The sequence below is a fragment of the Spirosoma sordidisoli genome (assembly GCF_004138325.1).
Taxonomy (GTDB): domain Bacteria; phylum Bacteroidota; class Bacteroidia; order Cytophagales; family Spirosomataceae; genus Spirosoma; species Spirosoma sordidisoli.
The window spans coordinates 45,560-71,579 of the sequence record NZ_SBLB01000004.1 but is presented as its reverse complement, the minus strand read 5'-3'; the positions used below and the strand labels follow the sequence as shown (position 1 = coordinate 71,579).

At 54.2% G+C, this 26,020-nt stretch carries 22 protein-coding genes and 1 pseudogene; 13 read left to right on the top strand and 10 right to left on the bottom strand.

The features are described 5' to 3' along the window. The first annotated feature begins 76 nt into the window (after positions 1–76). From eboE to eboC, 13 genes are all read left to right on the top strand, one after another. Positions 77–1,306: a metabolite traffic protein EboE gene (eboE, locus tag EQG79_RS15230; RefSeq protein WP_077921749.1), complete on the top strand. Its 1,230-nt coding sequence runs from the start codon at positions 77–79 to the stop codon at positions 1,304–1,306. Between the two features lie 43 nt (positions 1,307–1,349). After that, entirely contained in the window at positions 1,350–2,738 is a 1,389-nt protein-coding gene (locus EQG79_RS15225; protein WP_129602352.1) for an alkaline phosphatase family protein, read from the top strand. Positions 2,739–2,777: 39 nt separating this feature from the next. Next, positions 2,778–3,335, top strand: coding sequence for a hypothetical protein (locus EQG79_RS15220; protein ID WP_077921664.1), 558 nt, complete (start codon positions 2,778–2,780; stop codon positions 3,333–3,335). A 154-nt stretch (positions 3,336–3,489) separates the two neighbouring features. Continuing rightward, the gene (locus EQG79_RS15215; protein ID WP_236648754.1) at positions 3,490–3,948 is read left to right on the top strand and encodes a hypothetical protein; all 459 of its coding nucleotides are present in this window, start codon (positions 3,490–3,492) and stop codon (positions 3,946–3,948) included. A gap of 59 nt (positions 3,949–4,007) precedes the next feature. After that, positions 4,008–5,183 (top strand): Rpn family recombination-promoting nuclease/putative transposase, encoded by a 1,176-nt coding sequence (locus EQG79_RS15210; RefSeq protein ID WP_129602348.1) that lies wholly within the window; start codon positions 4,008–4,010, stop codon positions 5,181–5,183. Positions 5,184–5,340: 157 nt separating this feature from the next. Beyond that, positions 5,341–8,823 (top strand): isoleucine--tRNA ligase, encoded by a 3,483-nt coding sequence (ileS, locus tag EQG79_RS15205; protein WP_129602346.1) that lies wholly within the window; start codon positions 5,341–5,343, stop codon positions 8,821–8,823. Between the two features lie 108 nt (positions 8,824–8,931). Then, positions 8,932–9,687, top strand: coding sequence for a hypothetical protein (locus EQG79_RS15200; RefSeq protein WP_129602344.1), 756 nt, complete (start codon positions 8,932–8,934; stop codon positions 9,685–9,687). Further along, a complete protein-coding gene (locus EQG79_RS15195) occupies positions 9,684–10,088 on the top strand; it encodes a hypothetical protein (protein ID WP_165358909.1) in 405 nt (134 codons plus the stop codon). Before EQG79_RS15200 ends, EQG79_RS15195 begins: the two co-directional genes overlap by 4 nt. 6 nt (positions 10,089–10,094) lie before the next feature. Then, positions 10,095–11,123 carry a sensor histidine kinase gene (locus tag EQG79_RS15190; RefSeq protein ID WP_129602340.1) on the top strand — a complete coding sequence of 343 codons (1,029 nt, stop codon included), beginning with the start codon at positions 10,095–10,097 and terminating at the stop codon, positions 11,121–11,123. 2 nt (positions 11,124–11,125) lie between these two features. Beyond that, positions 11,126–11,809: a LytR/AlgR family response regulator transcription factor gene (locus EQG79_RS15185; protein ID WP_129602338.1), complete on the top strand. Its 684-nt coding sequence runs from the start codon at positions 11,126–11,128 to the stop codon at positions 11,807–11,809. Positions 11,810–12,354: 545 nt separating this feature from the next. Continuing rightward, a complete protein-coding gene (locus EQG79_RS15180) occupies positions 12,355–12,759 on the top strand; it encodes a hypothetical protein (RefSeq protein WP_240699360.1) in 405 nt (134 codons plus the stop codon). A gap of 83 nt (positions 12,760–12,842) precedes the next feature. Beyond that, a complete protein-coding gene (locus tag EQG79_RS15175) occupies positions 12,843–15,182 on the top strand; it encodes a metallophosphoesterase (protein WP_129602335.1) in 2,340 nt (779 codons plus the stop codon). 9 nt (positions 15,183–15,191) lie between these two features. Next, the gene (gene eboC, locus EQG79_RS15170; RefSeq protein WP_129602333.1) at positions 15,192–16,067 is read left to right on the top strand and encodes a UbiA-like protein EboC; all 876 of its coding nucleotides are present in this window, start codon (positions 15,192–15,194) and stop codon (positions 16,065–16,067) included. Between the two features lie 200 nt (positions 16,068–16,267). Here the strand turns inward: eboC and EQG79_RS15165 are convergent, their stop codons facing one another. The 10 genes and pseudogenes from EQG79_RS15165 to EQG79_RS31630 form a co-directional block, all read right to left on the bottom strand. Then, on the bottom strand, positions 16,268–16,699 hold the full coding sequence (locus EQG79_RS15165; protein WP_077921657.1) for a BrxA/BrxB family bacilliredoxin: 432 nt from the start codon (positions 16,697–16,699) through the stop codon (positions 16,268–16,270). Between the two features lie 72 nt (positions 16,700–16,771). Continuing rightward, positions 16,772–17,086 (bottom strand): DUF59 domain-containing protein, encoded by a 315-nt coding sequence (locus EQG79_RS15160; RefSeq protein ID WP_077921656.1) that lies wholly within the window; start codon positions 17,084–17,086, stop codon positions 16,772–16,774. A gap of 11 nt (positions 17,087–17,097) precedes the next feature. Further along, a complete protein-coding gene (locus tag EQG79_RS15155; protein WP_129602331.1) occupies positions 17,098–17,526 on the bottom strand; it encodes a SufE family protein in 429 nt (142 codons plus the stop codon). Positions 17,527–17,529: 3 nt separating this feature from the next. Then, positions 17,530–17,673, bottom strand: a complete 144-nt coding sequence (locus EQG79_RS31635; RefSeq protein WP_394343315.1) for a hypothetical protein — start codon at positions 17,671–17,673, stop codon at positions 17,530–17,532. Positions 17,674–17,732: 59 nt separating this feature from the next. After that, the gene (locus EQG79_RS15145) at positions 17,733–17,939 is read right to left on the bottom strand and encodes a hypothetical protein (RefSeq protein WP_129602327.1); all 207 of its coding nucleotides are present in this window, start codon (positions 17,937–17,939) and stop codon (positions 17,733–17,735) included. A gap of 18 nt (positions 17,940–17,957) precedes the next feature. Further along, positions 17,958–19,196, bottom strand: coding sequence for a cysteine desulfurase (locus tag EQG79_RS15140; RefSeq protein WP_077921653.1), 1,239 nt, complete (start codon positions 19,194–19,196; stop codon positions 17,958–17,960). 134 nt (positions 19,197–19,330) lie between these two features. Then, entirely contained in the window at positions 19,331–20,656 is a 1,326-nt protein-coding gene (gene sufD / locus EQG79_RS15135; protein ID WP_077921652.1) for a Fe-S cluster assembly protein SufD, read from the bottom strand. Positions 20,657–20,726: 70 nt separating this feature from the next. Continuing rightward, positions 20,727–21,485 (bottom strand): Fe-S cluster assembly ATPase SufC, encoded by a 759-nt coding sequence (gene sufC, locus EQG79_RS15130; protein ID WP_077921651.1) that lies wholly within the window; start codon positions 21,483–21,485, stop codon positions 20,727–20,729. Between the two features lie 439 nt (positions 21,486–21,924). Beyond that, positions 21,925–24,141, bottom strand: coding sequence for a putative Ig domain-containing protein (locus EQG79_RS31025; protein ID WP_165358908.1), 2,217 nt, complete (start codon positions 24,139–24,141; stop codon positions 21,925–21,927). Between the two features lie 54 nt (positions 24,142–24,195). Further along, positions 24,196–25,002: pseudogene (locus tag EQG79_RS31630) on the bottom strand (immunoglobulin domain-containing protein); the annotation flags it as partial. Positions 25,003–26,020: the final 1,018 nt, after the last annotated feature.

Genomic DNA, 26,020 nt, shown 5'->3' with positions numbered 1-26,020 from the left:
TTTACTCATGAGCGGGCCAGCAGCCGGTATGGTCCGTGCTGTGGGCATCATGGAGGTATTTGCTTTGTCAGTACGTATGAAAACACCCCTCGGACATCTCGGTTACTGCACCAATATTCACCCCGGCGAGTCGTGGGCCGATCACTTTGCCGCCCTGCGGCAGGCCCTTCCAGAGCTGAAACAACGACTGTCGCCCGATGCGCCTTTCGGCCTTGGCCTCCGATTGTCGAACGAAGCCAGCGAAGAGCTCGAACAACCTGAAAACCTGGTGGCGTTTCAGCGCTGGCTGGCCGAAAACGACTGTTACATATTTACCATGAACGGGTTTCCGTTCGGAGGCTTTCATCATACCAGAGTGAAGGACCAGGTGCACGCGCCGGACTGGACTACCGAAGCCCGGGTCGAATACACCAAGCGACTATTCCGGATCCTGTCCGTACTGCTCCCCGTCGATGAGCTGGCCAACGGTATACCGGGTGGGGTGTCGACCTCTCCGCTGTCGTATCGGCACTGGTTCGAGTGGGAGCAGCCAGCCGCCCGCGACTATATATTTTCGCAGACTACGCAGAATGTGCTCGAAGTCGTGGCCGAGCTGATCAAACTCCGGCAGCAGACCGACCGGCTGATGCACCTCGATCTGGAGCCCGAACCGGATGGCGTGATCGAAACCGCCGATGAGTTCATTGCCTGGTTTACGGATTATCTGCTGCCAATGGGTATCGAGCAGCTAAGCGAGCAGTTTGGGCTGACCGACGAAGCCGCCGAAGCCGCCATCTGCGAGCACGTTCGGCTGTGTTATGACGTATGCCACTTTGCGGTCGGGTACGAACGCCCGGCCGAGGTGCTCGATAAACTGAAACAATATGGCCTGCGGGTCGGTAAAATCCAGATCAGCGCGGCTTTGAAAGCTGAGTTCCCAACCGATCTGGCCGGCCGCGAAGCCGTACGGAAAGCCTTTGAGCCGTTTAATGAGCCAACTTATCTGCACCAGGTCGTGGCCCGGACTAGCTCGGGCGAGCTGGCGCGGTTCCCGGATCTGCCCGAAGCACTGGCGGCTTTTGACGATACGCACACCGAATGGCGGTCTCATTTTCACGTGCCTATCTTCGTTTCGGACTATGGACTGCTGCAATCGACGCAGGACGATATTCGGGAGGTGTTACGGCTACAGACCGAACGGGCCTTTACCAATCAGCTGGAGGTAGAAACCTACACCTGGGACGTGCTGCCCGTCGAGCTGAAAGCCGATCTCGTGGACTCGATTGAGCGGGAAGTAAAGTGGGTAAAAGATGTAACAAACGAGTGACGCCACCCGGCAGGCACCCCTTCACTCGTTCATCCTGTTGCTTATGAAAAAGACCGTAGTACTCGACGTAGTAGGGCTATCGTATTCGCTGATTGGCGAACACATGCCTTTTCTGAAACAGTGGATAGCCGGTAAGCAACGCGCTACCATCGATCCCATGCTGCCGGCCGTAACGACTTCGGTGCAGTCAACGTTTGTTACCGGCCAGTGGCCATCCGAACACGGCATCGTTGGTAACGGCTGGTACGACCGCACCGACGCGGAGGTGAAGTACTGGAAACAGTCGAACAAACTCGTGGCCGGCGAGAAGATCTGGGAGCGCGCCCGTAAACTCGACCCCGGTTTTACGGTCTCGAAAATGTTCTGGTGGTACAACATGTACTCGACCGCCGATTTTTCGGCCACGCCCCGGCCGCAGTATCCGTCAGATGGGCTCAAGTTCCCGGATTGTTACACCCAGCCCGGCGACCTGCGCGATCGGCTCCAGCGCGAACTGGGCACCTTTCCGCTGTTTCAGTTCTGGGGCCCGTCGACGACCATCAAAAGTACCCGCTGGATTGCCGATGCAACGATGCTGGTCGACCAGTGGCATAACCCAACCCTGACGCTCGTTTACCTGCCGCACCTGGACTACTGCCTGCAGAAGTTCGGTCAGGACATGACCCGAATTGCCCCTGATCTGCGCGAGATCGATGACGTATGCCGGGATATGATCCTGTTCTACGAAAAACAGGGGGCCGAGGTCATCGTACTGTCGGAGTACGGCATCACAAACGTGCATAAACCGATTCATATCAACCGGATTCTGCGCGAAGCCGGTATGATTCGGTACCGCGAAGAGCGAGGCCTGGAGCTTTTCGATGGGGGAGCGTCGCCCGCTTTCGCAACCGCTGATCACCAGATTGCTCACGTATACGTGAACGACCCGTCGGTGTACGACAAAGTCCGGTCGATTCTCGAAAAAACGCCGGGTATCGAACTCGTGCTCGACCGGGAGCAGCAGAAAGCTTATCACATTGACCACGAGCGCTCGGGCGATTTCGTGGTCATGGCCGATGCCGACAGCTGGTTTACGTATTACTACTGGCTCGACGATGCGCGCGCGCCCGATTTTGCCCGCCTGGTGGCCATTCACCAGAAACCCGGCTACGACCCCGTAGAGCTGTTTATGGACCAGACAAATCCGCTCATCAAGCTGAAGGCGGGGTATAAGCTGGCCCGGAAAAAGCTCGGGTTCCGCTACCTGATGAACGTGATTTCGCTGGATGCTACGCTCATAAAAGGATCGCACGGGCGGCTGGAGGCCGACCCGCGCTACCATCCGATATTTGTCGGGAGCCATCCGGTGTCGGAACGGCTGACAGCCACCGAGGTGTACGACCAAATCTGGCAAACACTGACGGCCGACGTTCTGGCAAAACAGACAGACTGAATTCTTGGTTGTTAGAGCGAAAAGACGTAATTTAATTCTATGAAAGCCTGCGTCGCCCTTCTCCTCCTGGCTGCGGCCTGTACCAGCAACCGCCCGCCCGCCGTGAACGCTCCGGCCGACGGGGCTGAATATTACCAGCCTGGCCAGCCCACCTATGGGGGGCAACAACGGCTCTATCCTGATCCGCAGGGCGGAATGGGGCATTCGCAGGACCCCGACATCCGCGTTACTGACGTTCGGCTAACGGCCAGCTACACGGTTGTGTATATGACCTTTGCCAAAGACCGCAACGATCGGAACAGCAACTTCTTCGGAGCAAGCAGTATTTCGTTCAACCCCAAGGCCGTGCTGGCCACCCGCGACGGTAAACGGACATACAAGCTCGTCAAGACAACCGGCATCCCGCTCTCGCCCGAAACCCGCGAAATCCGGAACGACGAGCGCGTGCCGTTCGTGCTGTATTTTGAACGGATCGATCCTGACGTGAACCAGTTCGACTTGTTTGAGTGCCAGAGCGATAGCAACAATTCGTGCTTCAACGTGGCTGATATCAACGTCGAAAACAATCCACAGTCTACCTCCACCCGGTCAAACTAAGTATATATTTTTCGAACTGCCCGCACAACGAAGTCGGTGAGCAGGCGTTAGAATTATATTGTTGCTTAGTAGACTTAGTGTAATTATGTCCTCTTTCTCTTTATCAGGCAAACGTTTTCGCATCTCCCGTTCTCTTGTCATTATCTCTCTCTTTTTGTCACTAAGCCTGTTTGCGCTGGCTCAGGTTAACCTCAAATATCGGCTGCTCAACGGCTATTCGCTGAGTACAGAGGCCACCGTCAATAAGGGAAAGCCTACCTTATTTGTGTTCGAACAGGCCGAAACGTTCGAGCAGGTATTCAAAGCCGCTCCTACATCGACCAAACGTCCCGACCAGCCTAATTTCAGTAAAGAAATGGTCGTTGGCGTCACCATTACCGCTACCAACAAGCCTCCGCGCCTGAGTGTCAGCCGGGTATTCGTGCAGGATTCAACGCTGACTGTTCGCTACATCCGGCAAGTCGACAGCTCCATGATCAATAACCCCCAGGCATTTATGTCGCAGCCCATGCTACTGATTGCGATTCCAAAACAGACCGTGTTGCGGACCAAACTGGTCGAGAACGGCCGCGTGGTTCAGACGCTGAAGAAGAAAGAAGAAAAAGATCAGTAAGTCATTAAATTGAAAAAAATGTAGATATATTGTCGGGTTGACCTGAGCCGTAGTCCGTTATGTCACCCGACAATCCACACGACAAATTTTTCAAGGAAGCGTTTTCGCAGCCCGAGGTGCTGATCGACTTTCTGCACGTGTTCGCGCCAGAAGCCGTTTGTGAGCGTATTGATTATGCAACGCTGGTTCGGGAGGCCGACTCGTTTACAGACGATCAGCTGGCCGAGCATTTTGCCGATCTGGTCTTTTCGGCCCAATACGGCGAGCAGTCAATCCGGCTCGTATTGCTGCTCGAACACAAAAGCTACACCGAAGAGCATCCGCATTTTCAGATCAACCGGTATCTGCTCAACGTATGGGAGAGTCAGCTTAAACAGAAGCAACCCCTTACCCCCGTACTGCCCGTTATTGTTTACCACGGCAAACGGCGCTGGAAGCAGCGTCGGGTAGCAGATTATTTTGCTCCGGTCGATGAGTCGCTGCGCGTCTACCTGCCTGATTTTGATTATTTGCTCATCGACTTATCGACCCTGGCCGACGAGCGGTTACCCCTGCTGCGGTCTGACTATGCCCGGCTGACAGCCATACTCCTGCAGAACAGTCGGCGTAAGCGTGAACTGGCCCGCCTGCTCGATACATTTGCCGATGTGGTTAGGCGGTTGGTCGAAACGCCGGCTGGCCAACGGTTTGTGGGCACCGGCTTCCTGTATTTGACCTACACATCGGCCTTGACCCGGGTTGAACTATTCACTATTTTTAGCCGTATCTCATCACAAACCGATACAACGACCATGACAGTCGCCGAAGAATTAATCCGCGAAGGCGAGAAACGAGCCATAACAGTCGCCGAAGAATTAATCCGCGAAGGTGAGAAACGAGCCATAACAGTCGCCGAGGAGCTGATCCGCGAAGGTCAAAAGCGAGCCATGAAGGCCGCTGAAGAACTGGTCCGTGAGAAAGAGGAACGAGCCATGAAGGCCGCTGAAGAACTGGTCCGTAAGAAAGAGGAACGAGCCATGAAGGCGGCTGAAGAACTGGTGCGCCAGAAGGAAGAGCACGCTATGAAGGCTGCTCAAGAACTTGTACACCAGAAAGAGCGGGAGGCTTCGGTAAAATTTATTGGCGCGATGCTGAAACTGAACCTGGACGTGGTAACGATTGCATCGGCAGCAGAATTACCACTGACCGACGTAGAAGCGATTGTCGCTGAAATTAACCGCACGGGAACCGCCTGACGGTAACGCTACGCAGGATACAGAGAAAAGCGAACCTACGGGATTCGCTTTTTTGTTGCTCTAAAATAGAGGGTATGGTAACGAACTGACGTCCAGAGCAGACGTTTTCCGTATCTTTGCACTTATTTTTTTCGAACCGCTCCGGCGGCTTTCTCATATGCCCGGCTTGACATATCCTCAATACGAATCCCTCGACTACGCCCAGATCGCGGCCGAGGTTCTGACTTACTGGAATCAAAATCAGGTATTCGATCGGTCGGTAACCACCCGCGACGGAAACCCTACGTTCACGTTCTACGAAGGTCCGCCATCGGCGAACGGAGCGCCTGGTATTCACCATGTCATGGCCCGGACTATAAAGGATATCTTTTGCCGCTACAAAACGCTGCAGGGCTTTCAGGTCGAGCGGAAAGGAGGCTGGGATACCCACGGCCTGCCCATCGAGCTACAGGTTGAGAAAGAACTCGGTATTACTAAAGACGATATTGGGAAGAGCATCAGCGTGGAGGAATACAACCGCCGGTGCCGCGAAACGGTTATGCGGTTTACGGATCAGTGGAACGACCTGACCCAAAAAATGGGCTACTGGGTCGACCTCGACAATCCGTATGTGACCTATAAAAACGAATACATCGAGTCGGTCTGGTCGTTGCTTCGGCAGTTATATGACAAAAACCTGCTCTACAAAGGCTACACCATACAGCCTTACTCGCCCAAAGCCGGTACAGGTCTAAGCTCGCACGAACTGAACATGCCCGGTACGTATAAAGACGTTCGGGATACCACCATCGTGGCGCAGTTCAAAGTCAAACACAGCGGTAAGGCGTTCTATCTGTTCGATGCGGCTTATGAAGCTTCTAACGGCGTGCAGAATGATATCTTCATCCTGGCCTGGACCACTACCCCCTGGACCCTGCCCGCTAACTCGGCGCTGACCGTTGGGAAAGACATCGATTATGTCTTGATCAAAACGTTTAACCCGTATACGTTCCAGCCGATGCATGCCGTGCTGGCCAAAGCGCTGGTAGGCCGGTGGTTTAATGAAAAGGGACGGCAGGATACGGTCGACAGTCCGGCGTTCGACGCTTATCTGCCAAACGATAAGGTAATACCCTGGGCCGTAGTCGACATCCCCGGCTTCAAGGGCGAACACCTGGAAGGAGTCGAATACGAGCAGCTGATGCCGTACGTACAGCCCGCCGGATCGTCGGCATTCCGGGTGATTCTGGGCGATTTTGTGACAACCGAAGATGGAACTGGGGTTGTGCATACCTCGCCGACGTTTGGGGCCGACGACTTCCGGGTGGCGCAACAGGCGGGTATTCCACCCATCATGGTCAACGATGAAACCGGTAAGGAGGTGCCGATCGTAGACCGTCAGGGTCGGTTCGTCGCCGAGATCACCGACTTCGCGGGCCGGTACGTGAAAGAAGAATATTACAGCGATGACGAGCGGGCCGATCCGGACTTTAAACCGACCGACGTACTCATTGCCATCAAGCTGAAAGAAGAGAACAGGGCGTTCCGGGTCGAAAAATACGAGCACCCGTATCCGCACTGCTGGCGGACCGATAAGCCCATATTGTATTACCCGCTCGATAGCTGGTTTATCCGCACAACGGCGGTGAAAGACCGGCTGGTTGAACTGAACAAAACCATCAACTGGCAACCCGAAAGCACCGGTACCGGCCGCTTCGGCAACTGGCTCGAAAACCTGGTCGACTGGAACCTCAGCCGCAGCCGCTACTGGGGAACGCCACTGCCGATCTGGCGCAGCGAAACCGGCGAAGAACTATGCATCGGGTCGGTAGCCGAACTGCTCGAACGCGCGAAAAAGGCGATTGAAACGGGCAAACTGAACGAGGAGCAGCTGGCTAAAAACAAAGCCTTTGTTGCCGCCGTAGAGGCTAGCCAGCTGAATCCCGATGGGGCGTCGTTCGATCTGCACCGCCCGTATGTCGATGAGATCTATTTCGTATCGGAGACGGGGCAGCTGATGCAGCGCGAAACGGACCTGATCGACGTCTGGTTCGACAGTGGCGCTATGCCCTACGCGCAGTGGCATTATCCGTTCGAGAACAAAGACGTCTTCGAAAAAGCGTTTCCGGCCGACTTTATCTCGGAAGGCGTTGATCAGACGCGGGGCTGGTTTTTTACCCTGCATGCCATCGGCGTGATGCTGTTCGACTCGGTTGCGTTCAAGAACGTAGTGTCAACGGGCCTGGTGCTGGACAAGAACGGCAACAAAATGTCGAAGCGGCTGGGTAATGCCGTCGATCCGTTTGCTACCCTGGCGCAGTACGGTCCTGATGCCACCCGCTGGTACATGATCACCAACGCCGAGCCCTGGGACAACCTGAAGTTCAATATTGAGGGCATCGGCGAGGTGCAGCGCCGGTTCTTCGGTACGCTGTTCAACACCTATAGTTTCTTTGCGCTCTACGCCAATCTGGACGGCTACACGATGGCCGGCCGGGTGCCGCGCGAGCAACTGCCCGAACTCGATCGCTGGATTCTGTCGAAGCTGAACACGCTGATCCGTGAGGTTACGGAGCAATACGAGGCCTATAACCCTACCAAAGCCGGGCGTTTGATCCAGGACTTTGTGAGTGATCAGCTCTCAAACTGGTACGTCCGCCTGTCGCGTCGGCGGTTTTGGGCCGGAGCCTCTAACACAGGGTCTGTTTCGGTCGACAAACAGGCGGCTTATGAGACCCTGCACCAGTGTCTGACAACAGTAGCCCAACTGATGTCGCCCATTGCGCCGTTTTTTGCCGACTGGCTGTACCGGAGCCTGACCCATGCCCAGCGGGCGGAGTCAGGAGCCAGCAACTCGCTACTCGGGCCTGATTCGGTGCATCTGACCGACTGGAGCCGGGTCGATGAGGACTGGATCGATACTGACCTGGAGCGCTCGATGGAGCTGGCCCAGCAGGTATCGTCGCTGGTCCACTCGCTGCGGAAAGGGCATAAGCTGAAAGTACGCCAGCCGCTGAGCCGCATCCTGATACCGGTTCTGAACGCCGATACGCGTCGGCAGGTCGAGCACGTCAGTCCGCTCATTATGTCGGAGGTCAACGTGAAAGCCGTCGAGTTCGTCGACGATGCCAGCGGGATCCTGAAAAAGCGTGTCAAACCGAATTTTAAAGCCCTCGGGCCCAAGTTCGGGAAGCAGATGAAAGAGGTGGCTGCCGCTATTACAGCCATGACCGAAGAGCAACTGAAAGAGCTGGAAGCTGTCGGGAGCTGGCAGTCGTCGGTGGGTACGATCTCACTGGCCGACGTTGAGATTGTAACTGAAGATATTCCGGGCTGGCTCGTAGCGAGCGAAGGCGGCTTAACCGTTGCGCTCGACGTAACCGTAACCGACGACCTGCGCCGGGAAGGTATTGCCCGCGATGTGGTTAACCGCATCCAGAACCTGCGTAAAGACCGTGGTTTTGAGGTGACCGACAAGATCAGTATCGAACTCGAGCGCAACGATGCGATGCTGGCCGAAGCCGTGGAGGCCAACCGGTTGTATATTCAGCAGGAAGTTCAGGCCGTCTCGCTCCAGCTGGTCAGCGACCTGAACGGGTCGGCGGCCGAGATCGAGATGGACGAGTTCGTTCTGCGCGTGAAAGTAGAGGTGGCCCGCTAGAAGACCACGTAAAATACGGGTTTCATCACAAACCCCGCTTCGTTGACCACACGCCTTTGGCTGGTTAGCGAAGCGGGGTTTGTTTTGGGACATTCCCCCGACAACCGTATGAAAACTTATCTTTTACTCGCGCTGCTAACCGCCCCCGGCGCCTTTTGTCAGCCCATCGATTCCAGCAGCACATTCCCGGCAAAAAGCCATTTCAGGCGTGGCATAATTACCGAGTTTGGCCTGGCAGGAACCGTTACCGGACTTTCTAACCTTCGTTCGTTTTTTCGGAGTAACCAGATTCGGGGCGCATCTATCTTTGATTTATACGTGAGTATAGGGGGTGGCGTTCGGCTAAACCGGGTTAAAATTCTGGCACAGTATGGGTTTGGCCTTAAAGACGACAAAGCATATATCGATCCACCCCAAAATGGGAGTGAGCTGGTAGCGAGAAATACACTCGCCAATTATTCGGCGCTTTTTGTCGGCTATGACCTCATCAATACGCGAAACCGACGTCTTTACCTCAAAGCAGGACTGGGTGGCCTGGAGTACGGATATAGCTTATTCAGGCGAAGCAGCCAGCCCGTTTCGTTCCCGGCTATTTTATCGACCAGCCAGCCCGGTACGGTGCCGTCGCTGCTGCTGCGGAATGCGGGATATGTAGATGTTAACCTGGAGTATGCCCAGCGCGAAAAGAAGAAGCGAAGCATTGAGTACACCATTCGCCTGGGCTACCGGCGTGGTCTGTCAGCCAGGGCCTATGAGTCAGATGCATTTCCGTTGGTTAACGCCCCCCGCGACCGAATTAACCAGTGGTATCTGCAAACCGTTTTCAATATGTCGTTGAACGGAGAAAAACTGCGTTTCCGATGAACTGGCTATTGAATATAGGCTGGTGGATACTGTTACTCGTACAGCAGCCGCGCGCGGAGTCGGCCCGGGTGGTTATCTACCGGCAGAAAGAATTTGGTGGCAACAGCTACCGGATCTATATAAATGGCAAAACGAAAGAGGTTTTACCACCCAACCGATATTGGCAAGTCGACGTATCCCCCGGTAGAACAAAGATTGAGTCTGGTAAGGATTACTATACCGATGTGCAGACGGTATGGCTGACGCTTCAGCCTGGTCGAACGTATTATATTAAGGCTATAGAAGAAATTGACTTTTTGTCACGTACCTTGCTCATGAAGCCTGTAGATGAGAATCAGGCTCGGCAGGAGCTTCGTAAAATAAAGCCAATTGAATCGTCGCTGGTAAATCAACTGGACTAGTCAGCTGTGTTGTCCATCCGAAAATCGTACGCTATCCTGTTACTGGGCAGTGCGCTGGGTAGCCTGCTCGCGTACTGGGCCTGGCTCCTGTACAAAGCGGGCACATGGCAGCCCATAAACGACGTCTGGCCCGATGTTGGTGGCCTGATGCGCTATTTGCTGGGTATCGTTGTCGTGCTGGCTACGCTGGTCGCAGTGGCTGAAGCGAACTACCGGCTGGCCTTTCAGCGGTGGCTGCTCAGACAGGAAACCCAATGGTATTACTGGGTCTGGCAGTGCTTACTAGCCTGGCTGGCGTTTGAAGCCCTGCAATGGCGCACTGGGCATGATCCTGACTTCGTCGATGAAAATATAGTCGTTACGGGTGTACTGCTCGCGTTTATAGTAGCCTATGGGTATGTGGCTGATTCGTTTCGTACCCGTCGGGAGCGGATTCAACTGCGTCAGCAGAAAACAGAAGCGGAGCTGACGGCGCTCAAAGCGCAGATTAATCCGCATTTTCTGTTCAATGCGCTGAACACCATTTATAATGAAGCGTTGCTGGCCGATAATGAGCGGGTTGCTGACCTGATTCAGCAGCTGGCTGGTATTATGCGCTTCACTTTACAGGAGGCCCGGCATCCGCTAATCTCAATCGATACCGAATTACGATTCCTGGAAAAATACCTGGCTCTTCAGCGCGCCCGCTTACCGCAGACCAGCCCCATCCGATTAGACACGCAACTCGACTGGGACGGTCAGGAAGCTCAGATTGCGCCTTTGTTGTTAATTCCGTTCGTAGAAAATGCGTTTCAGTATGGTATCAGCCTGGTGCGCCCATCCTACATCAACCTCGATCTGCGCGTCGAAAACCGGCAGTTGTGTCTGGAGCTGGCCAACAGTTGCCCGCCTGTGCAGGTCGACAAACGAGGTATGGGAACAGGTATAATCAACGCCCGGCAACGGCTTGCCCTGATCTACCCGGCCCGGCATGCACTGACCATCCGACAGACTACCGATTCTTTTATTGTAAGCCTGACGCTCGATCTCAACTAACTATGGTTAACGCGATTGCCATTGACGATGAACCGGCGGCTTTGGAGGTACTCCGTCGCTATGCCGACAAGGTTCCCTTTCTCAACCTGGTGCAAACCTTTGTGGGTACGGCTGATGCGCTGGCTTTTCTGCATACCGAACGGGTAGATCTGATTTTTCTGGATATTCTGATGCCCGACCTGTCCGGTACTGATTTCGCCCGGAGTATAGCTCCGCTGCAAAAATCAATCATATTTACTACCGCCTTTTCCGACTACGCCGTAGAAGGCTTTAACCTGCAGGCGCTCGATTATCTGCTAAAACCCATCGAATATGGCCGGTTTCTGCAGGCCTGTAACCGAGCGTATGCGCAGCTGATGACCCAGCGCGGGGCGTTATCGAGCATATTCGTCAAGGACGGTTACGACTGGATTCGGGTCAACCTCGACGAGATCCTGTACATTCATTCTGATACGAATCTGCTGTTCATTCACGAACAGAACCGCCTGATTTCTACCCGCATGACGATTACAGATATGCTGGCTACGCTACCCAATGATCAGTTCATTCGCATTCATAAATCGTACATCGTAGCCCTGAAAGCCATTCGGCGAATTGAGCGTCATCAGCTAACGGTTGGGACCGTGACGATCCCATTGGCAGGCAGTTACCGGGATATGGTGGAACGGCGTCTTTTACGAAAATGACCGGATTACTCCTTTTGTCAATTGATTAGTTTGATAGAGCAAGTACAACGTAGGGTGCAGAGGTTATTTTTTGTGTACATAAAATACGTATAGTGTATATAAAGAAAAGCTGTATGAAATAACAAAAATTATGCCTTACATAAATCTATAAAACCAATATAAGTAAATACATATAGGGAAAATGTCGCTAATACATATCGCTTTTTGCCTACAGAAATAGACTCTGCTGGCTGTATAAATGCCTTCCCGATTCTTTTGACACCGGCCCTTGCCCACCTTAAAAAAATAAATTATACAGGTGGCATAGTTTTCGTAAAGCCTTAGCTGATAAGTAACATCTGGATATGCTGGACCAGCCGGCTTCTGCCTGTCTCTTCGCGGGTATGTAGAGCGTCGGAGCGGGGCGGTCAGCGTGGCAGGATCACAAGAGCACCGGCTTTACCAGTCATCAGTGCTTAACGCGACCAGTTCGCGTACCCATGTAAGTACATTCCGTAACTCGTATAGCAGATACATCTGCTACCTCATTAAATCCTCTCATGGCTTTGACAGATCATTTACTTAACTCACTTCGCTCGTTTGTCAATAATTACCAGGCCGTTATGTGGCGGCTGCGCGAGTGCTCACTCAATGATGAGCAATTGGGAATAGCCCTGGGGGTCAGCGGGAACGCGATCCGGAACCGGCGGGCCAAACCAAGCCTGTGGAAATTGTCTGACGTTCAGCGGTTAGCGGATCATTTCTCCCTGCCGACAACAGCCTGCACCCAGTTGAATCAGCTTTTACACGAACTGCCCGACCGGCTCCGGACAATGCCAGCCGCTGAACGTCGGCGTATTGAACGGATGATGGCGATTAAAGTACCCCAGCTGGAGACCTACAATCGAAGCGACTGGCCCGTACGTCACCTGCTCCGTATTCAGCAGGCATTGGTAGATTCCAGCCAATAGGAGTTGCCAGATTTGTAGCTCATATATGCCGATAGGAATGTCCTGTCGGCATATGTACTTTTACGGTGACCTAAAGACACCGTATGATTATTCCTCTCCGCATTTTAGTGATCTTATTTCTCGCTGGCTATCAGGCGGTAGCGCAGTCGCCCGTTCTGACCCGGGGGCCTTACTGGCAGGTCGTTACGCCTACGTCGGCCATCGTGCGCTGGCAGACGAGCCAGCCCACTACCGGCCGGGTTTGGTTCGGGACTAACGCCAACTCGCTAAGCGGCACTATCCGCGAAACACAGCCGTCAACGGACCATGTGCTAACGCTGACGGGACTGCAACCCGCCACGCGCTATGCCTATGCCGTTGGCTATGACGACACCCAACTGGCCGCAGGACCCGATTATTACATCAAAACGGCTCCCTTGTCGGGTAGCACCCAACCGTTTCGATTATGGGTACTGGGCGATTTCGGAAACGGGACGGATAACCAGCGGGAGGTGTATCGGGCTTACCGGGCCGCTACAACCAACCGACCCTCTGACCTGTGGGTCTGGCTGGGCGATAATGCGTATTGCTGCGGAAAAGACGATGAGTACCAGCGATATGTATTCGACGTGTATGGGCCAAGTCTGCGTAACATCCCTATCTTTCCGACACCCGGCAATCATGATTATGCCGATAGCCGCACTAACTTCGACATTGCTTATTACCGTCTTTTCTCTTTTCCGGAGCGGGGCGAGGCCGGTGGGGTAGCTTCCGGTACCAAGACGTATTTTTCGGCCAACTACGGCAACGTACACCTGATCTCGCTCGACTCGCAGGCCCAGCAGCCCGATGATCAGAAGCGACTGTACGATACGACCGGTAGCCAGGTGCAGTGGCTCAAGCGCGATCTGGCGGCCAACCGGCTTCCCTGGACCATTGTTATCTTCCATCACCCACCCTACAGCAAAGGGTCGCATAACTCCGATACGGAAGAGCAGATGCGACTCCTTCGCGAGAACCTGACGCCTATACTGGAACGTTACGGCGTCGATCTGGTGCTGAATGGACACAGTCACGGCTACGAACGTTACTATCGGATGCGTGGCCAAACAGGATTAGCCAATACCTTCGATCCGGCCAGACATATTGCCGAACCGACATCGGCCCGGTACGATGGCTCGCCTGCTTCCTGCCCGATTCTGACCAAAGGCATAGGAACGGTCTATGTCGTCAACGGTTCGGGGGGCGCGCAGGGTGGCGTATCGCCCGATTACCCGCACAAAGGAATGGTAGCTGGCTACCGGGGCGATACCTGGGGTGGGTCTATGCTGCTCGACCTGAACGACAATCGGCTCGATGCGCAGTTCATAGCGTACGACGGTTCGGTGCAGGATAAATTCACCATTCTGAAGCAGGTGAATAAAACCGCCACGCTGACCACCGAGTTTGCCGATACGCTCCAGCTGGCGGCTTCATGGCCCGGCGATTCGCCGGGAGCTTATCGATGGACCAGTGGACAAACGAGCCGGAGTATTCGCTACGTAGCCGATAGAGCCGGTACGTTTCCGCTCACGGTCAGCGACGACAAACAATGCCTGGCCGATCAGTTTACCATAACGGTGCCACAGCCGCCCCGGCTTACCGCGGTCCTGTCCGGAATAACCACGGCCTGTGTAGGCACTGTTCTGCCCGTGACCGCAACGCCCGAGAATACGACCAAGGCGAACGGCTGGCAGTACGATGTGCTGCTTTCCGACGCGGCCGGGAATTTTGCGGCTGAACAGGTGGTTGGATCGGGAACCCTCAACGCGCTTCGGGCTACCCTGCCGACATCGCTACCGGCCGGGGCGGGCTATCGGCTCCGGGTGCGGCCGCGCGGCATTTCCTACGCTACGCTGATTGCCAGTCCGGCCTTCGCCGTGCGGAGCCAGCCAACCGTCAGTCTGGGCGGTTCGGCCACGGTTCTGGCTGGCGAACCGGCTTCACTCACCCTTGCTTTTACCGGCGATGCGCCCTGGCGAGGGGTGCTGTCGGATGGCACCGCCTTCACGGCTACAACCAGCCCGTTTCTGGTGTCGGTAAAACCGATGCAGTCGAACACCTATACGGTCAGATCTGTCGAAAATGTCTGTGGAGCCGGTACAGCGGCTGGTCAGGCCACGATTACGGTATTACTGCCAACGGCCACGCAATCGGTGATCGACAGTCGTTTACGGGTTTATCCTAATCCGGTTCAGGACCGTGTGATCGTAGAATGGCTGCCGGGCCGGCAACAGGATGTAACTTTGAGCCTGATTGACGGGCAGGGGCGCGTCGTATATCAGAAACGAGTTGGCCAGGCGGCTTCGTTTACTGAATCAGTTCTTCTACCGGCGGCAGGGGTTTATCTGCTATCGGTACAGGCTGGTCAGGAAGTACGTACCCAAAAGGTCGTTAAACAGTAAAGACTATCGATGTTTCGCGCTTTTTTGAGCCTTACCCGTCCAGCCAATCTGGTTACGGCTATCGCGGATGTGCTGGCTGGTATGGCCATTGCCGGTTATTTTCTGACCTCGGCGCCTGACCCGGCTCCGGTTGGCTGGCTTTGTCTGGCCACGCTGGGCCTGTATGGGGGAGGAGTTGTTTTTAACGACGTTTTCGATGCCGAGCTGGATGCCGTTGAACGTCCCGAGCGGGCCATTCCGAGTGGGCTGGTCAGCAAGTCGGCGGCTACGGGATTGGGAGCTGCGCTGCTGGGGCTGGGGATCGTTACTGCGTTCCTGGCCAATCAAACGGCCGGATTGATCGCCGTTGGCATAGCGGTAGCCTCGCTGGTTTACGATCGGTTCGGGAAACACCATACGCTGCTGGGTCCGTTGAATATGGGGCTCTGCCGCGGATTGAACCTGCTGCTGGGCGTAAGTATCTTCCCTGAGCAGCTGGGCCCCTGGGCCTGGGTCGGTCTGGTACCGGTAGCTTATATTGCCGCTATCACCATGATCAGCCGGGGTGAAGTTCATGGCGGCAAGTCCGGAACGATGCGGGCGGCCGGGTTGCTCTATGCACTGGTTATTGGCTGCGTTGCTGCGCTGGCGCAACAGCGCGGCCAGTTAGGTACGGCCCTGCCGTTTCTGCTGTTGTTCGGGTACTATATTTTCCCGCCCTTATGGCGAGCCGTCCGGAACCCGATAGGCCCCAATATCGGTATGGCCGTCAGGGCCGGGGTGCTATCGCTGATTGTCATGAATGCGGCCTGGGTGGCGGCTTTCGCATCGTTTCCGCTGGCCATGCTGGTGTTCTGCCTGCTGCCGCTTTCCCGCCTGCTGGCTAAGGTGTTTGCGGTGACCTAGGCGTTTTCGTCCACCCCTGTTCGTGGTCGCAGACCCTAACAGTGGGTGGGCGAAAACGCCTAGGTCACAGCGACGGATTGTCTCCCGGTTGACGTCACTACCATCCCCAAACCATCAGACGCAAAAACTCCGGTTTGGGAAGCAGAGCCAGCAGGCACAGTCGCTTCCAAAACCGGAGTTTATAGTATTGTAACCTATGCTTAGGCGTTGGCCGGTGTGCAGAATTCTTCCAGCGCCATTTCGAGGTGCTGCGCAATCATTTGCGCTGACCGGCCTTCGATGTGGTGCCGCTCGATGAAATGTACCAGTTCGCCATCTTTGAAGATACCGATCGCGGGCGACGATGGCGGGTAGGGGAGCAGGTACTCCCGCATCCGGGCGGTAGCATCAACATCGCCACCGGCAAAAACGGTTACCAGCTGATCCGGTTTTACGGTGCTGGCGGCCAGGGCTGCTTTAACGCCGGGACGAGCCGCACCCGCTGCGCATCCGCATACCGAGTTAACGACCACCAGCATGGTCCCCTGTTGATTGGTCAAAGCCGCGTCAACGTCGGCAGCAGTCGTCAGCTCCTGAAACCCAACGCTGGTCAGGTCTTCCCGCATGGGAACAAGCAAATGAGGAGGATACATAAGTAAGTGTACAGTTTTAGTTTACAGTTTTGTTAACAGCTACGGCCCGAAGCGCCATGGTTGGTCGTTGGTTTACATAAAGCCCAGTTCCAGCTTCGCTACTTCAGACATTAGCTCGGTAGAGTAAGGCGGATCAAAGGTAAGCTCAACGCTCACATCGTTTACACCCGGCACTGACCGAACTTTTTCTTCTATCTCGCCCGGTATAGACCCGGCCGATGGGCACGAGGGCGAGGTCAGCGTCATCAGGATATAGACGTTGTTGACCGGAAATATCTTGATATCGTAGATGAGTCCCAGCTCGTATACATCGACCGGAATTTCGGGGTCGTATACGCCTTTGAGGGCCAGGATGATCTGTTCTTTCAGTGCTGCTTCGTCGTTCATGGGTTTACCCGTCAGGCGGTTTGGTTCGCGTAGGTACGTCCGTATGCTTTCATGCGCTCGATCATGGAGGCCAGCCCGCCCGCCCGTAATGAGGTGATCAGGTTGCCCATACCGACGCGCGGAATAAAGTAAAGGTCGGCATTGGCCACATCTTCGGGTTTTTCGCCTGAGAGTACCCGGATCAGCAGGCCAACCAGCCCTTTCGATATCTGGGCCGTTGGTTCGCTGTCGCCGTAAAAATAAAGTCGGTTGTCTTTTAGTTCGGCATCGACCCACACCTTCGACTGACAGCCCATGATCCGGTTCTCATCCGTTCTGGCCGATTCGGGCATGGGTGGCAGCTTTTTGCCGAGGTCAATGATGTATTGTGTCTTGTCCAGCTGGTCATCGAACAAGTCAAATTCTTCGATAATCTCGTCCTGTTTCTCGTTGATGGTCATTGGTTACAGTTTTCCTAATGGTTGCAGCATTGAACGTATACTAACAACAGTAATTGCTTTGTTTTGAAACGTATATACAATTCGATACTGACCTGCACATATCTCCCGAATGAATGAACTATTAAATTCAGGTACAATCCGGCCCATCTCGGGAAACCTGATTAGCCTGTCTGACTTACGCTCAACCTCATCGGCCCATACGAGTGTTACTTCTTCCATGAACGGATTTCCTGCATAGCTTCTTTATGCGGAGTAGTCTGACCACGTTCTGCCTGACTAATTCCGTTCATCACACTCTGAATAAACAGAATGTGTTCTATTAACGCATCCGCTGACACGTGCTCTGGTAAGTCTTTAAAACTGTCCAGAACCTGAGTCTTACTCAGCAAGGTTCCGGTTGCGGCTGTTGTCATATGACTGGCATTTAATGATCACAACATCATTTTCTGTACCCGGCGCAGACCCACGATGAGCCGGTCAACTTCGTCTTTCGTGTTGTAAACGGCAAACGAGGCCCGCGTAGTTCCGGCAATGCCGAAACGCTGCATCAGGGGCTGGGTACAGTGGTGACCCGTCCGAACGGCAATGCCCTGCTGGTCCAGAATGACGCCCGTATCCTGGTGGTGAATGCCATCCATTACCCATGACACGACGCCGATTTTTTCTTTGGCCTGACCAATGATGCGCAGCCCGTCGAGTTCACTCAGCTGCTCGGTAGCGTACTGAAGCAACTCGTGTTCATGGGCCGCAATGTTCTCTTTGCCTAAGCCTGCCATATACTCCAGCGCCGTTTTTACCGCAATCACATCGGCAATGTTGGGCGTACCGGCCTCGAACTTGTAGGGAATTTCGTTGTAGGTAGTTTTGGCGAAGGTAACTTCCTTGATCATTTCGCCCCCGCCCCGGTAGGGTGGCATGGCGTCGAGGAGGGCTTTTTTGCCGTACAGTACCCCCATGCCGGTCGGACCGTACAGCTTGTGGGCCGAAAAAACGTAAAAATCGGCGTCGAGCGCCTGCACGTCGAGATCGATATGCGACGAAGCCTGCGCGCCGTCAATCAGCACGACGGCGCCAACCTGGTGGGCCATGTCGATGATGGTTTTGACGGGGTTGATCGTTCCCAGTGAGTTGGACACGTGTACGCAGGAAACGAATTTGGTACGCGCCGAGAGCAGCTTCTCGTACTCCTCCAGAATCAGTTCGCCGTTATCATCGACCGGGATCACTTTCAGCACGCAACCGCGCTCTTCGCAGAGCATCTGCCAGGGTACAATATTGGAGTGGTGCTCCATGGTCGAGATGATGATTTCATCCCCTTCGCCCAGAAACCGGCGGCCATAAGTCTGGGCAACCAGATTGATGCCGTCGGTAGTGCCGTAGGTAAAGATGATCTCTTCCCAATGTCTGGCATTCAGAAACTGCTGGATAGCCCGGCGCGACGCTTCAAAAGCGGCCGTAGCCTGCTCGGCCAGGTGATGAATACCCCGGTGAATATTGGCATTGTAGCCTTCGTAATACTGGGTCAGGGCATCGATGACCGGCCGCGGTTTCTGGTTGGTTGCCGCGTTATCGAAATACACCAGCGGCCGACCGTTGACCTGTTGATCGAGGATCGGAAAGTCCTGCCGGATTTGCTGAATATCGAGGGTTGTAACGGGAGCCGATTGCATAAGCATTGCAAGATGGGTTGTACTAAAACAACAAGCCAGATGGGGGAAAGGTGCTTTAAAAATGATGAATGATGAACGATGACTGATTTTTATCAAACCGTTCACCATTCATCATTCACCACTGGCTAATACGCTTACTTTCCCAGCTTCTGGGTTACCACGTTTTCGAGGTACTCGCGGATGGGTTGAATTTTAATCTGGCTCAGCACATCCTGCGAGAATGCGTAGAGCAGCAGGGTGCGGGCTTCATCTTTCGGAATACCCCGCGAGCGCATGTAGAACAGGGCTTCGTCGTTCAGCTGGCCGGTCGTGGTGCCGTGTGAGCACTTTACGTCGTCGGCAAAAATTTCGAGCTGCGGCTTCGTATTCATCGATGCGCCCGGTGCCAGCACTACGTTCTTACACGACTGGTAGGCATTGGTCTTCTGGGCGTCGGGCCGAACGTAGATTTTTCCGTTGAAGACACCCGTACCATTATCGTCCAGAATACCTTTGTAAAGCTCGCTGCTGTATGAATTGGGCATGGCGTGATCAACCAGCGTATGGTTGTCGACATGCTGTTTTCCGTTTGGCATGTACAGGCCGTACATAAAGGCTTCGGCATGCTGGCCGTTGAGCACGATGTTCAGGTTGTTCCGAACAAAGTTGCCATTGAGGGTAACAGTAGCCGAATAAAAGTGGGTATTGTCGGTCTGGTTAACCTGGGTGGTACCGATATGATACGACTGCTCGGTTTCGTTCTGCACTTTGTAGTATTGCATCCGGGCGTCGCGCTCGAGCACGATTTCCGTCACTACGTTGACAAAGCTGGCCCGATCGCCCAGGGTCCGGTACGACTCGGCCACGGTGACCTCGGCATTTCGGCCTACCAGAATAAGGTTTCGGGGCTGAGACGCAATATTCTTCTGGCGCCCATCGGTAATGAAGCGCAAAATAATGGGCTGCTCAACGGTAGTATTGTCCGGAATCCGGATAACGGCTCCATCGGTGGCCAGGGCCGTGTTCAGTGCCGTAAAGGCGTTGTCCTGATAATCGGCATAGCGGGCGAAGTGGGAGCCAATAAAATCGGCGTCGGCCTTTAACGCATCGGCTAGGCTGGAGATCTGAACCTGACTGGCGGGGCTAACGATCCGCGACAGTTCCGGATGGTACTTGCCGTTGACGAAGTACAGAATATTGCCATCGAGATTGGGAATTTCCAGCGAAGCCAGATCGTCGCTGGTGATGGGGCTCTGTTCATCAAGCTCGAAAGCCTCTTTAAACAGCCCGCTCACGTTCGAGTATTTCCATTCTTCGTGCCGGATTGTCGGAAAGCCCAGCAGGTCGAACTGTTTCAGCGCAGCCCGCCGAACCTGGTGCACGGGGGTCCGGGACTCGCCGTTCATGCGCTCTTCGTTAGTCTGAAAAGCCGCCAGCAGCTGGTCTTTAAACTGATTGTATGATGAGAAAGAAGGATTCATTGTGTTAATGATGAATGATGAACGACGAATGACAGATGACAGCTAGGCATCATTGATCATTGATCATGGATCATTGGTTTACTTCAGCTTCGGCTTTGATCCAGTCGTATCCTTTTTCTTCCAGTTCCAGCGCCAGTTCTTTGGGGCCCGACTTCACGATGCGTCCTTTGTAGAGTACGTGCACGTAATCAGGTACGATATAATCGAGCAGACGCTGGTAGTGGGTGACGACGATGGTTGACCGCTCGGGCGACCGCAGCTGGTTAACCCCCTCGGCCACAATACGGAGCGCATCGATATCCAGACCCGAATCGGTTTCGTCCAGAATAGCCAGTTTGGGTTCCAGCATGGCCATCTGAAAAATCTCGTTCCGTTTCTTTTCACCACCCGAGAACCCTTCGTTAAGCGACCGGCTCAGCAGCGACTGATCGATGTTGACCAGTTTCATTTTTTCCTTCATCAGCTTCAGAAACTGAACGGCATCGAGCTGATCCTGACCCCGATGTTTCCGAATTTCGTTCATGGCTGTTTTCAGGAAGTTGGTCGTGCTGACGCCCGGAATCTCAACCGGGTACTGAAATGCCAGAAATATACCTTCGGCAGCCCGCTCTTCGGGGGCCATTTCCAGGAGGTCCTGCCCTTCAAAAAGTACGCTGCCACCTGTTACTTCATACTCTTCACGGCCAGCCAATACCGAAGCCAGCGTACTCTTACCGGCGCCGTTGGGTCCCATAATGGCGTGAACCTCACCGGGATTGACCTGCAGACTTAATCCTTTTAATATTTCTTTTTCGCCAATCCTGGCATGTAAATTACTGATGGATAACATAATAGGTTGGTTCGTGTCAGCTCAGATGAAGCCGCAAAGTTAACAGACTGATTGGTATCTGTCCTGGTAGCTTAACAAAATCAGGGAGTTAAAAGTTGACGCTCCGCTCAGATAGCCCCAAAAGATCAGGGTCATATCTGATCTGACTGTATTCTGGTAGTGACAAAGAGCTGTTAAACGAGATACAGGTACGCATCAGCCCTAATTTCCCGGTTAGTGTTTGAGGGCGGTAATAGTTTTAAAACTCCCTCCATGTGTTGACGTCCAGTAAGACGTTGTCGGATAGGTTGTAGTCCTGCACCTTCTTGATAAACCCTTGAAGAGAGAGCGTAGGTTGTCAAACAGTCACTACTTTAAAAATTAAATACGAAAAGCGGTGTCAGGTTCTCCCAGCACCGCTTTTCGTATTAGCGAGTATACATGTATTTGGCCTAATTCTTTACCTATCTCCAATGCGGGCCCCTCGCTTGGTTTGTTTGATCACAAACGGGCTGCACACATCCGGTGGGCAAGTACAAGCTGTACTGCTTAGCTGCACCGTCACGTCCTGATAACAACCCGACCCGTTGTAGACCCGCACCGTGTACGAGGCCGACGAAACCGGATTGGCCAGGGTGTTGACGATCACCCCGCTGGCCGGAATCCCCTTAGCCGCCCCCGACAGCGACGCGGCCGGGTTGAAGCTCGCCCCCGCCGAGTACTGGTAGGTATAAGCCGGCTGGAAGCCCCTCAGCACGATCTGGCCGTTGGCCTGGGCCGTGGCGCCCACACAGGTGGCGGGCAGAGCCACGGCCTGGAAGGTGGGCAGCGTATCCTCTTCCACGATGAAGGGGCAGCAGCTGAAGTCAGGACACTGGCCAGCGGTGTTATCGACGGCCAGGCTGTAGCTGCCGGGGCTGCTCACATCCAGGACGTTGGTGGTGGCCCCCGCCATGACCAGGCCATCTTTGTACCACTGGTAGCTGGCCCGGCCCGGGGCTACCGTCAGCCGGAAGGTGTAAACTTCACCCACACACACCTTCACCGGTACGCTGGTACAGACCGTAGCGGTGTCACCAGGTATGGAGGTCTGGTTGTAGAGGATGCCACTGCTGTCGACGCGGGCCTGTAGCGTGAGGCTCAGGCTCTGTCCGGCGCTGATGGCGGCTACTGACCAGTAGCTGACCGGAACACCCGGGGTGAAGCTCGTACCCGTCGGCACGGAGGCCGATCCAGCGACGTAGCTCAGGCCTGTTGTAGTGGAGTCCTTGACCACCACGTTGGTGGCGGTGGTTGGTCCTACGTTGCTCAGCACCAGGGTGTAGGTCAGCACATCGCCTAGTTTGGCCCGGCTGGCGCTGACATACTTGTCGACCACTAACCGCGTACCCGCAGGCTGGGAGCAGGAGCCTGGGGCGGTGTAGGTGGCACTGGCACTGGCGCAGCCGCTGAGGGTAGCCACCAGGTTATGGGTTGTCCCATCGGAGGGCAGTCCCGTCAGGCTGAAGGGCAGGCTGGTGGTGGCGCTGGTGGCCGTCAGGGTAGTGCTGCGCAGGCCGTCGGAGACAGTGATCGTACCTCCGCTGGTGTTGTTGAGGATGCGCAGGCTACCGTTGAGGGTATAGGTGTTGGTAGCGGTCTGGCACAGGCCTGGGGAGACAGTCATGGTGAGAGCACAGACGGGGTTTGGCTCGACGTCGAGGACGGTGAGGGGCAGGGTAGCCGAGCAGCCGTTGGTGTCGGTGACGCGGAGGCTGATGGTGAAGCTGCCGGTGGCGGTGGGTGTTCCGGCGATGCGTCCCGTTGCAGCATCGAGGCTGAGTCCTGTGGGGAGCTGTCCGGCTGCGAGGGTGAAGGCATATGGGAGTGTGCCGCCGGTAGCGGTGATGGTCTGGCTGTAAGCCGTACCGACGCGGGCGTTGGGCAGGCTGGAGGTAATAACCTCTACGTTACAATCAGGCGTGCAGTCGCTCGGATTGATAGTTACCTGCTCATCTGTGTAGCAGTCATTGGTCGCATTATATACACGTACTGTATATGCCTGGGGCATAGTTGGGTTATCCAGATTATTCACAATTACCCCGCCCGGAGGAATGACCGTCGGCGTCGACGGTATCCCTACATCGAAGGTATCACCTTCAGAATACTGGTAACGAGCGCCTTCAGGAAAGTCGGAAAGAATAATTTGAGCATCGTCATTGATTACTGTTCCTGTCGAGTCGCATGTTGCTTCAACGCCTATTGCTGTCAAGGTGGGAGTATCGTTGACCGTGAGCCTGATGTTGATCTTCTCGACAGAGGTACAGCCAGTGGTGCGGTCGAAGGTCTCGACCTGGAAAGTGCCGGGTCCGGTGGGGGTGAAAGCAGTGGTGTCCGAAGCCACGGGGTTGCCCTCCGCATCGTACCAGTTGGCGGCCTGCCCGGCTCCTACACTGACGGTGAGGGTGGGCAGGGGGTCGCTGGCGCAGATCGTCTGGTCCCCGCCCGAGGTGGGCGGGTTGAGCGGTGGGCAACTGCAGTCCTTTTGAGCAGTGACTGTCGTCGTACACCCATTTAATGTGGCAATTAAGGTAACAGTTTCTCCATTGGGAATGTCCGTTATTGTGTTGCCCAATACCGTTCCTTTGTCAGTCGTAACTGTACCATTGCTGGTAAAATTTACTGAATAGGTTGTCAAATCTGCCGAGCAATTTGTTGCGGTAACTGCTAACGTAGGTTTGGGTCGAATTGTAGCCGTAACGGCATCACGACTACTTGTGCAGCCCGTTGACAGTCTACAGTTTACATAATAGGTGGAAGTGGTTGTTAGATTAGAAATCGAATAGATAGCTCCTGTCTTCAATACAGTACCTCCGGATGGTGCCGAATACCAGGTAAGCGTACCGCTGGTACAGCCGGTTGCTGTGAGGCTTACAGGACCGGGACCGCATCGAGCTATGTCAGTACCCGTTGGAGTTGCCGGGATTGGATTGATAATTGCCTGGGCTGGATCGCGATTACTCTCACAAGTTCCGACTTTGCAGCTTACATAGTAGGTCGAGGTGGCAGCTATGGATGGTGTGGTAAAGGTGGAACCTGTCGCCACGGGTGAGCCACCACTGGCCGCTGAATACCAGTTGTAAGTCCCGGAGCAACCACTAGCTGTCAGGGTAACCGGGCCGCTTCCGCAACGCGCAACATTGTTGGCAACCGGAGTGGCGGGTGTTGGACAACCGCAGCAACCCAAAACGACAATATCGTCTAAATCCCAGATTTCCTGGCTGGCACTACTGTTCGTACTTTGATAAGCTGTAATCTGAAATTCATACGTTACCGCCGAAGACCCATCTGTCGTTTGTGTCGGAAACCCATCGGTTCCGGAACTGTACTGTACCCAGGCTGAGCTGGCGGGGGGGGTTCTGTAATCCGTCCAGGGCTGTTTATTCGTATTTTTTTGAGCTCCTGTCCAGATAATACTTCCATTTTTCAACAACCGAACCCGATAAAATTCGGGTTGATTATTTGCTACGAAGCTACCCCCTGATTTGGTGCGATCCATCGTGATTTGCCAGAACGACAAACCATATAAGTTAAAGGGTTTACCAGCCGGTACGTTAATCCGTAAGGTCATGTATCGCGAAAAGGCAGTGGCTCTATCCCAGGTGCCGGTACATATTGACTTTGGTGCTGAACGCACCGGACCATAATCTCCACTAATATCAGAGGGGTTCGAAGTGCTGTTGTATATCGAGTTGGACCCTCCATCATTTCGGAAAAGAGTCAACGTAGCGCAGCCGGAATAAGCCCCGCCTGTTGGGGCTATATTCGACGTAATCTGCTCGTCACTGGCGTTACTAAAATTCCAGACTCCCAGCTGGGTAGTGGGGGCGCATGTCTGTCCTGAACTTATCAAACTGCTCAGTAACAGCGAAAAACAAATTAGTGCTCCGCTTTTTGCTGTTAAGGATGGCTTGGGAGATGGGATCCGTTTATAGGTTGACAGACTTAATTTTAAAAGAAGTTCGTCGGTAAAATTTTCCGTTCTCATCATGTAGGGGTTCGTATAGTTGGGGTAAGCAAACGCCTTCTCTGACTACTATTCGTTTTCTGATAGGCAGTTCATTCAATTGACGAGGGTAAACCGTTTGGTTTCAGAAAGCTTCCAGACTCAAAGGCTAAAAGTCGATCTGAAAAGCAAAATCTCCCAGGCTGGACACCCGTTCGTCAGAGATAGGTCAGGCCAGAAAAAGTATTTCCTTTTGGGTGATTCAGACTCGAAAAGAATTAGGAAGACAAGCAAATCGGTCAGCACTAGCTGGTCGCTATGGCTAATCAGACTGCGCTGAGAATACAGGCGGCCTGCCTATACCACACAAGATGACTTGATGGGTGGCTTACAAAAGGCAGAAGTACCTTTCAATATCTTCAGGAATACAATCTGGCGACAGATCAGTCCGTTGATCCCGGGAGGTGGAGAAGGCGTTACTGAGCCAGCGAATACATACTAATACCAACTGCCATGTCAACAGAATAAAAAACGGATAATAACCGTACCGCCACTGTCTAAAGCAGAAGGT

Bases quoted from the DNA above. Each gene is read 5' to 3' on its own strand.
- EQG79_RS31635 (WP_394343315.1), bottom strand. From the start codon at position 17,673: ATGGGCCGGATTGTACCTGAATTTAATAGTTCATTCATTCGGGAGATA.
- EQG79_RS15185 (WP_129602338.1), top strand. From the start codon at position 11,126: ATGGTTAACGCGATTGCCATTGACGATGAACCGGCGGCTTTGGAGGTA.
- EQG79_RS15160 (WP_077921656.1), bottom strand. From the start codon at position 17,086: ATGAACGACGAAGCAGCACTGAAAGAACAGATCATCCTGGCCCTCAAA.
- EQG79_RS15210 (WP_129602348.1), top strand. From the start codon at position 4,008: ATGTCACCCGACAATCCACACGACAAATTTTTCAAGGAAGCGTTTTCG.
- EQG79_RS15200 (WP_129602344.1), top strand. From the start codon at position 8,932: ATGAAAACTTATCTTTTACTCGCGCTGCTAACCGCCCCCGGCGCCTTT.
- EQG79_RS15195 (WP_165358909.1), top strand. From the start codon at position 9,684: ATGAACTGGCTATTGAATATAGGCTGGTGGATACTGTTACTCGTACAG.
- EQG79_RS15145 (WP_129602327.1), bottom strand. From the start codon at position 17,939: ATGACAACAGCCGCAACCGGAACCTTGCTGAGTAAGACTCAGGTTCTG.
- EQG79_RS15225 (WP_129602352.1), top strand. From the start codon at position 1,350: ATGAAAAAGACCGTAGTACTCGACGTAGTAGGGCTATCGTATTCGCTG.
- EQG79_RS15220 (WP_077921664.1), top strand. From the start codon at position 2,778: ATGAAAGCCTGCGTCGCCCTTCTCCTCCTGGCTGCGGCCTGTACCAGC.
- eboE (WP_077921749.1), top strand. From the start codon at position 77: ATGAAAACACCCCTCGGACATCTCGGTTACTGCACCAATATTCACCCC.
- EQG79_RS15140 (WP_077921653.1), bottom strand. From the start codon at position 19,196: ATGCAATCGGCTCCCGTTACAACCCTCGATATTCAGCAAATCCGGCAG.
- EQG79_RS15165 (WP_077921657.1), bottom strand. From the start codon at position 16,699: ATGTATCCTCCTCATTTGCTTGTTCCCATGCGGGAAGACCTGACCAGC.
- sufC (WP_077921651.1), bottom strand. From the start codon at position 21,485: ATGTTATCCATCAGTAATTTACATGCCAGGATTGGCGAAAAAGAAATA.
- EQG79_RS15155 (WP_129602331.1), bottom strand. From the start codon at position 17,526: ATGACCATCAACGAGAAACAGGACGAGATTATCGAAGAATTTGACTTG.
- ileS (WP_129602346.1), top strand. From the start codon at position 5,341: ATGCCCGGCTTGACATATCCTCAATACGAATCCCTCGACTACGCCCAG.
- EQG79_RS15175 (WP_129602335.1), top strand. From the start codon at position 12,843: ATGATTATTCCTCTCCGCATTTTAGTGATCTTATTTCTCGCTGGCTAT.
- eboC (WP_129602333.1), top strand. From the start codon at position 15,192: ATGTTTCGCGCTTTTTTGAGCCTTACCCGTCCAGCCAATCTGGTTACG.
- sufD (WP_077921652.1), bottom strand. From the start codon at position 20,656: ATGAATCCTTCTTTCTCATCATACAATCAGTTTAAAGACCAGCTGCTG.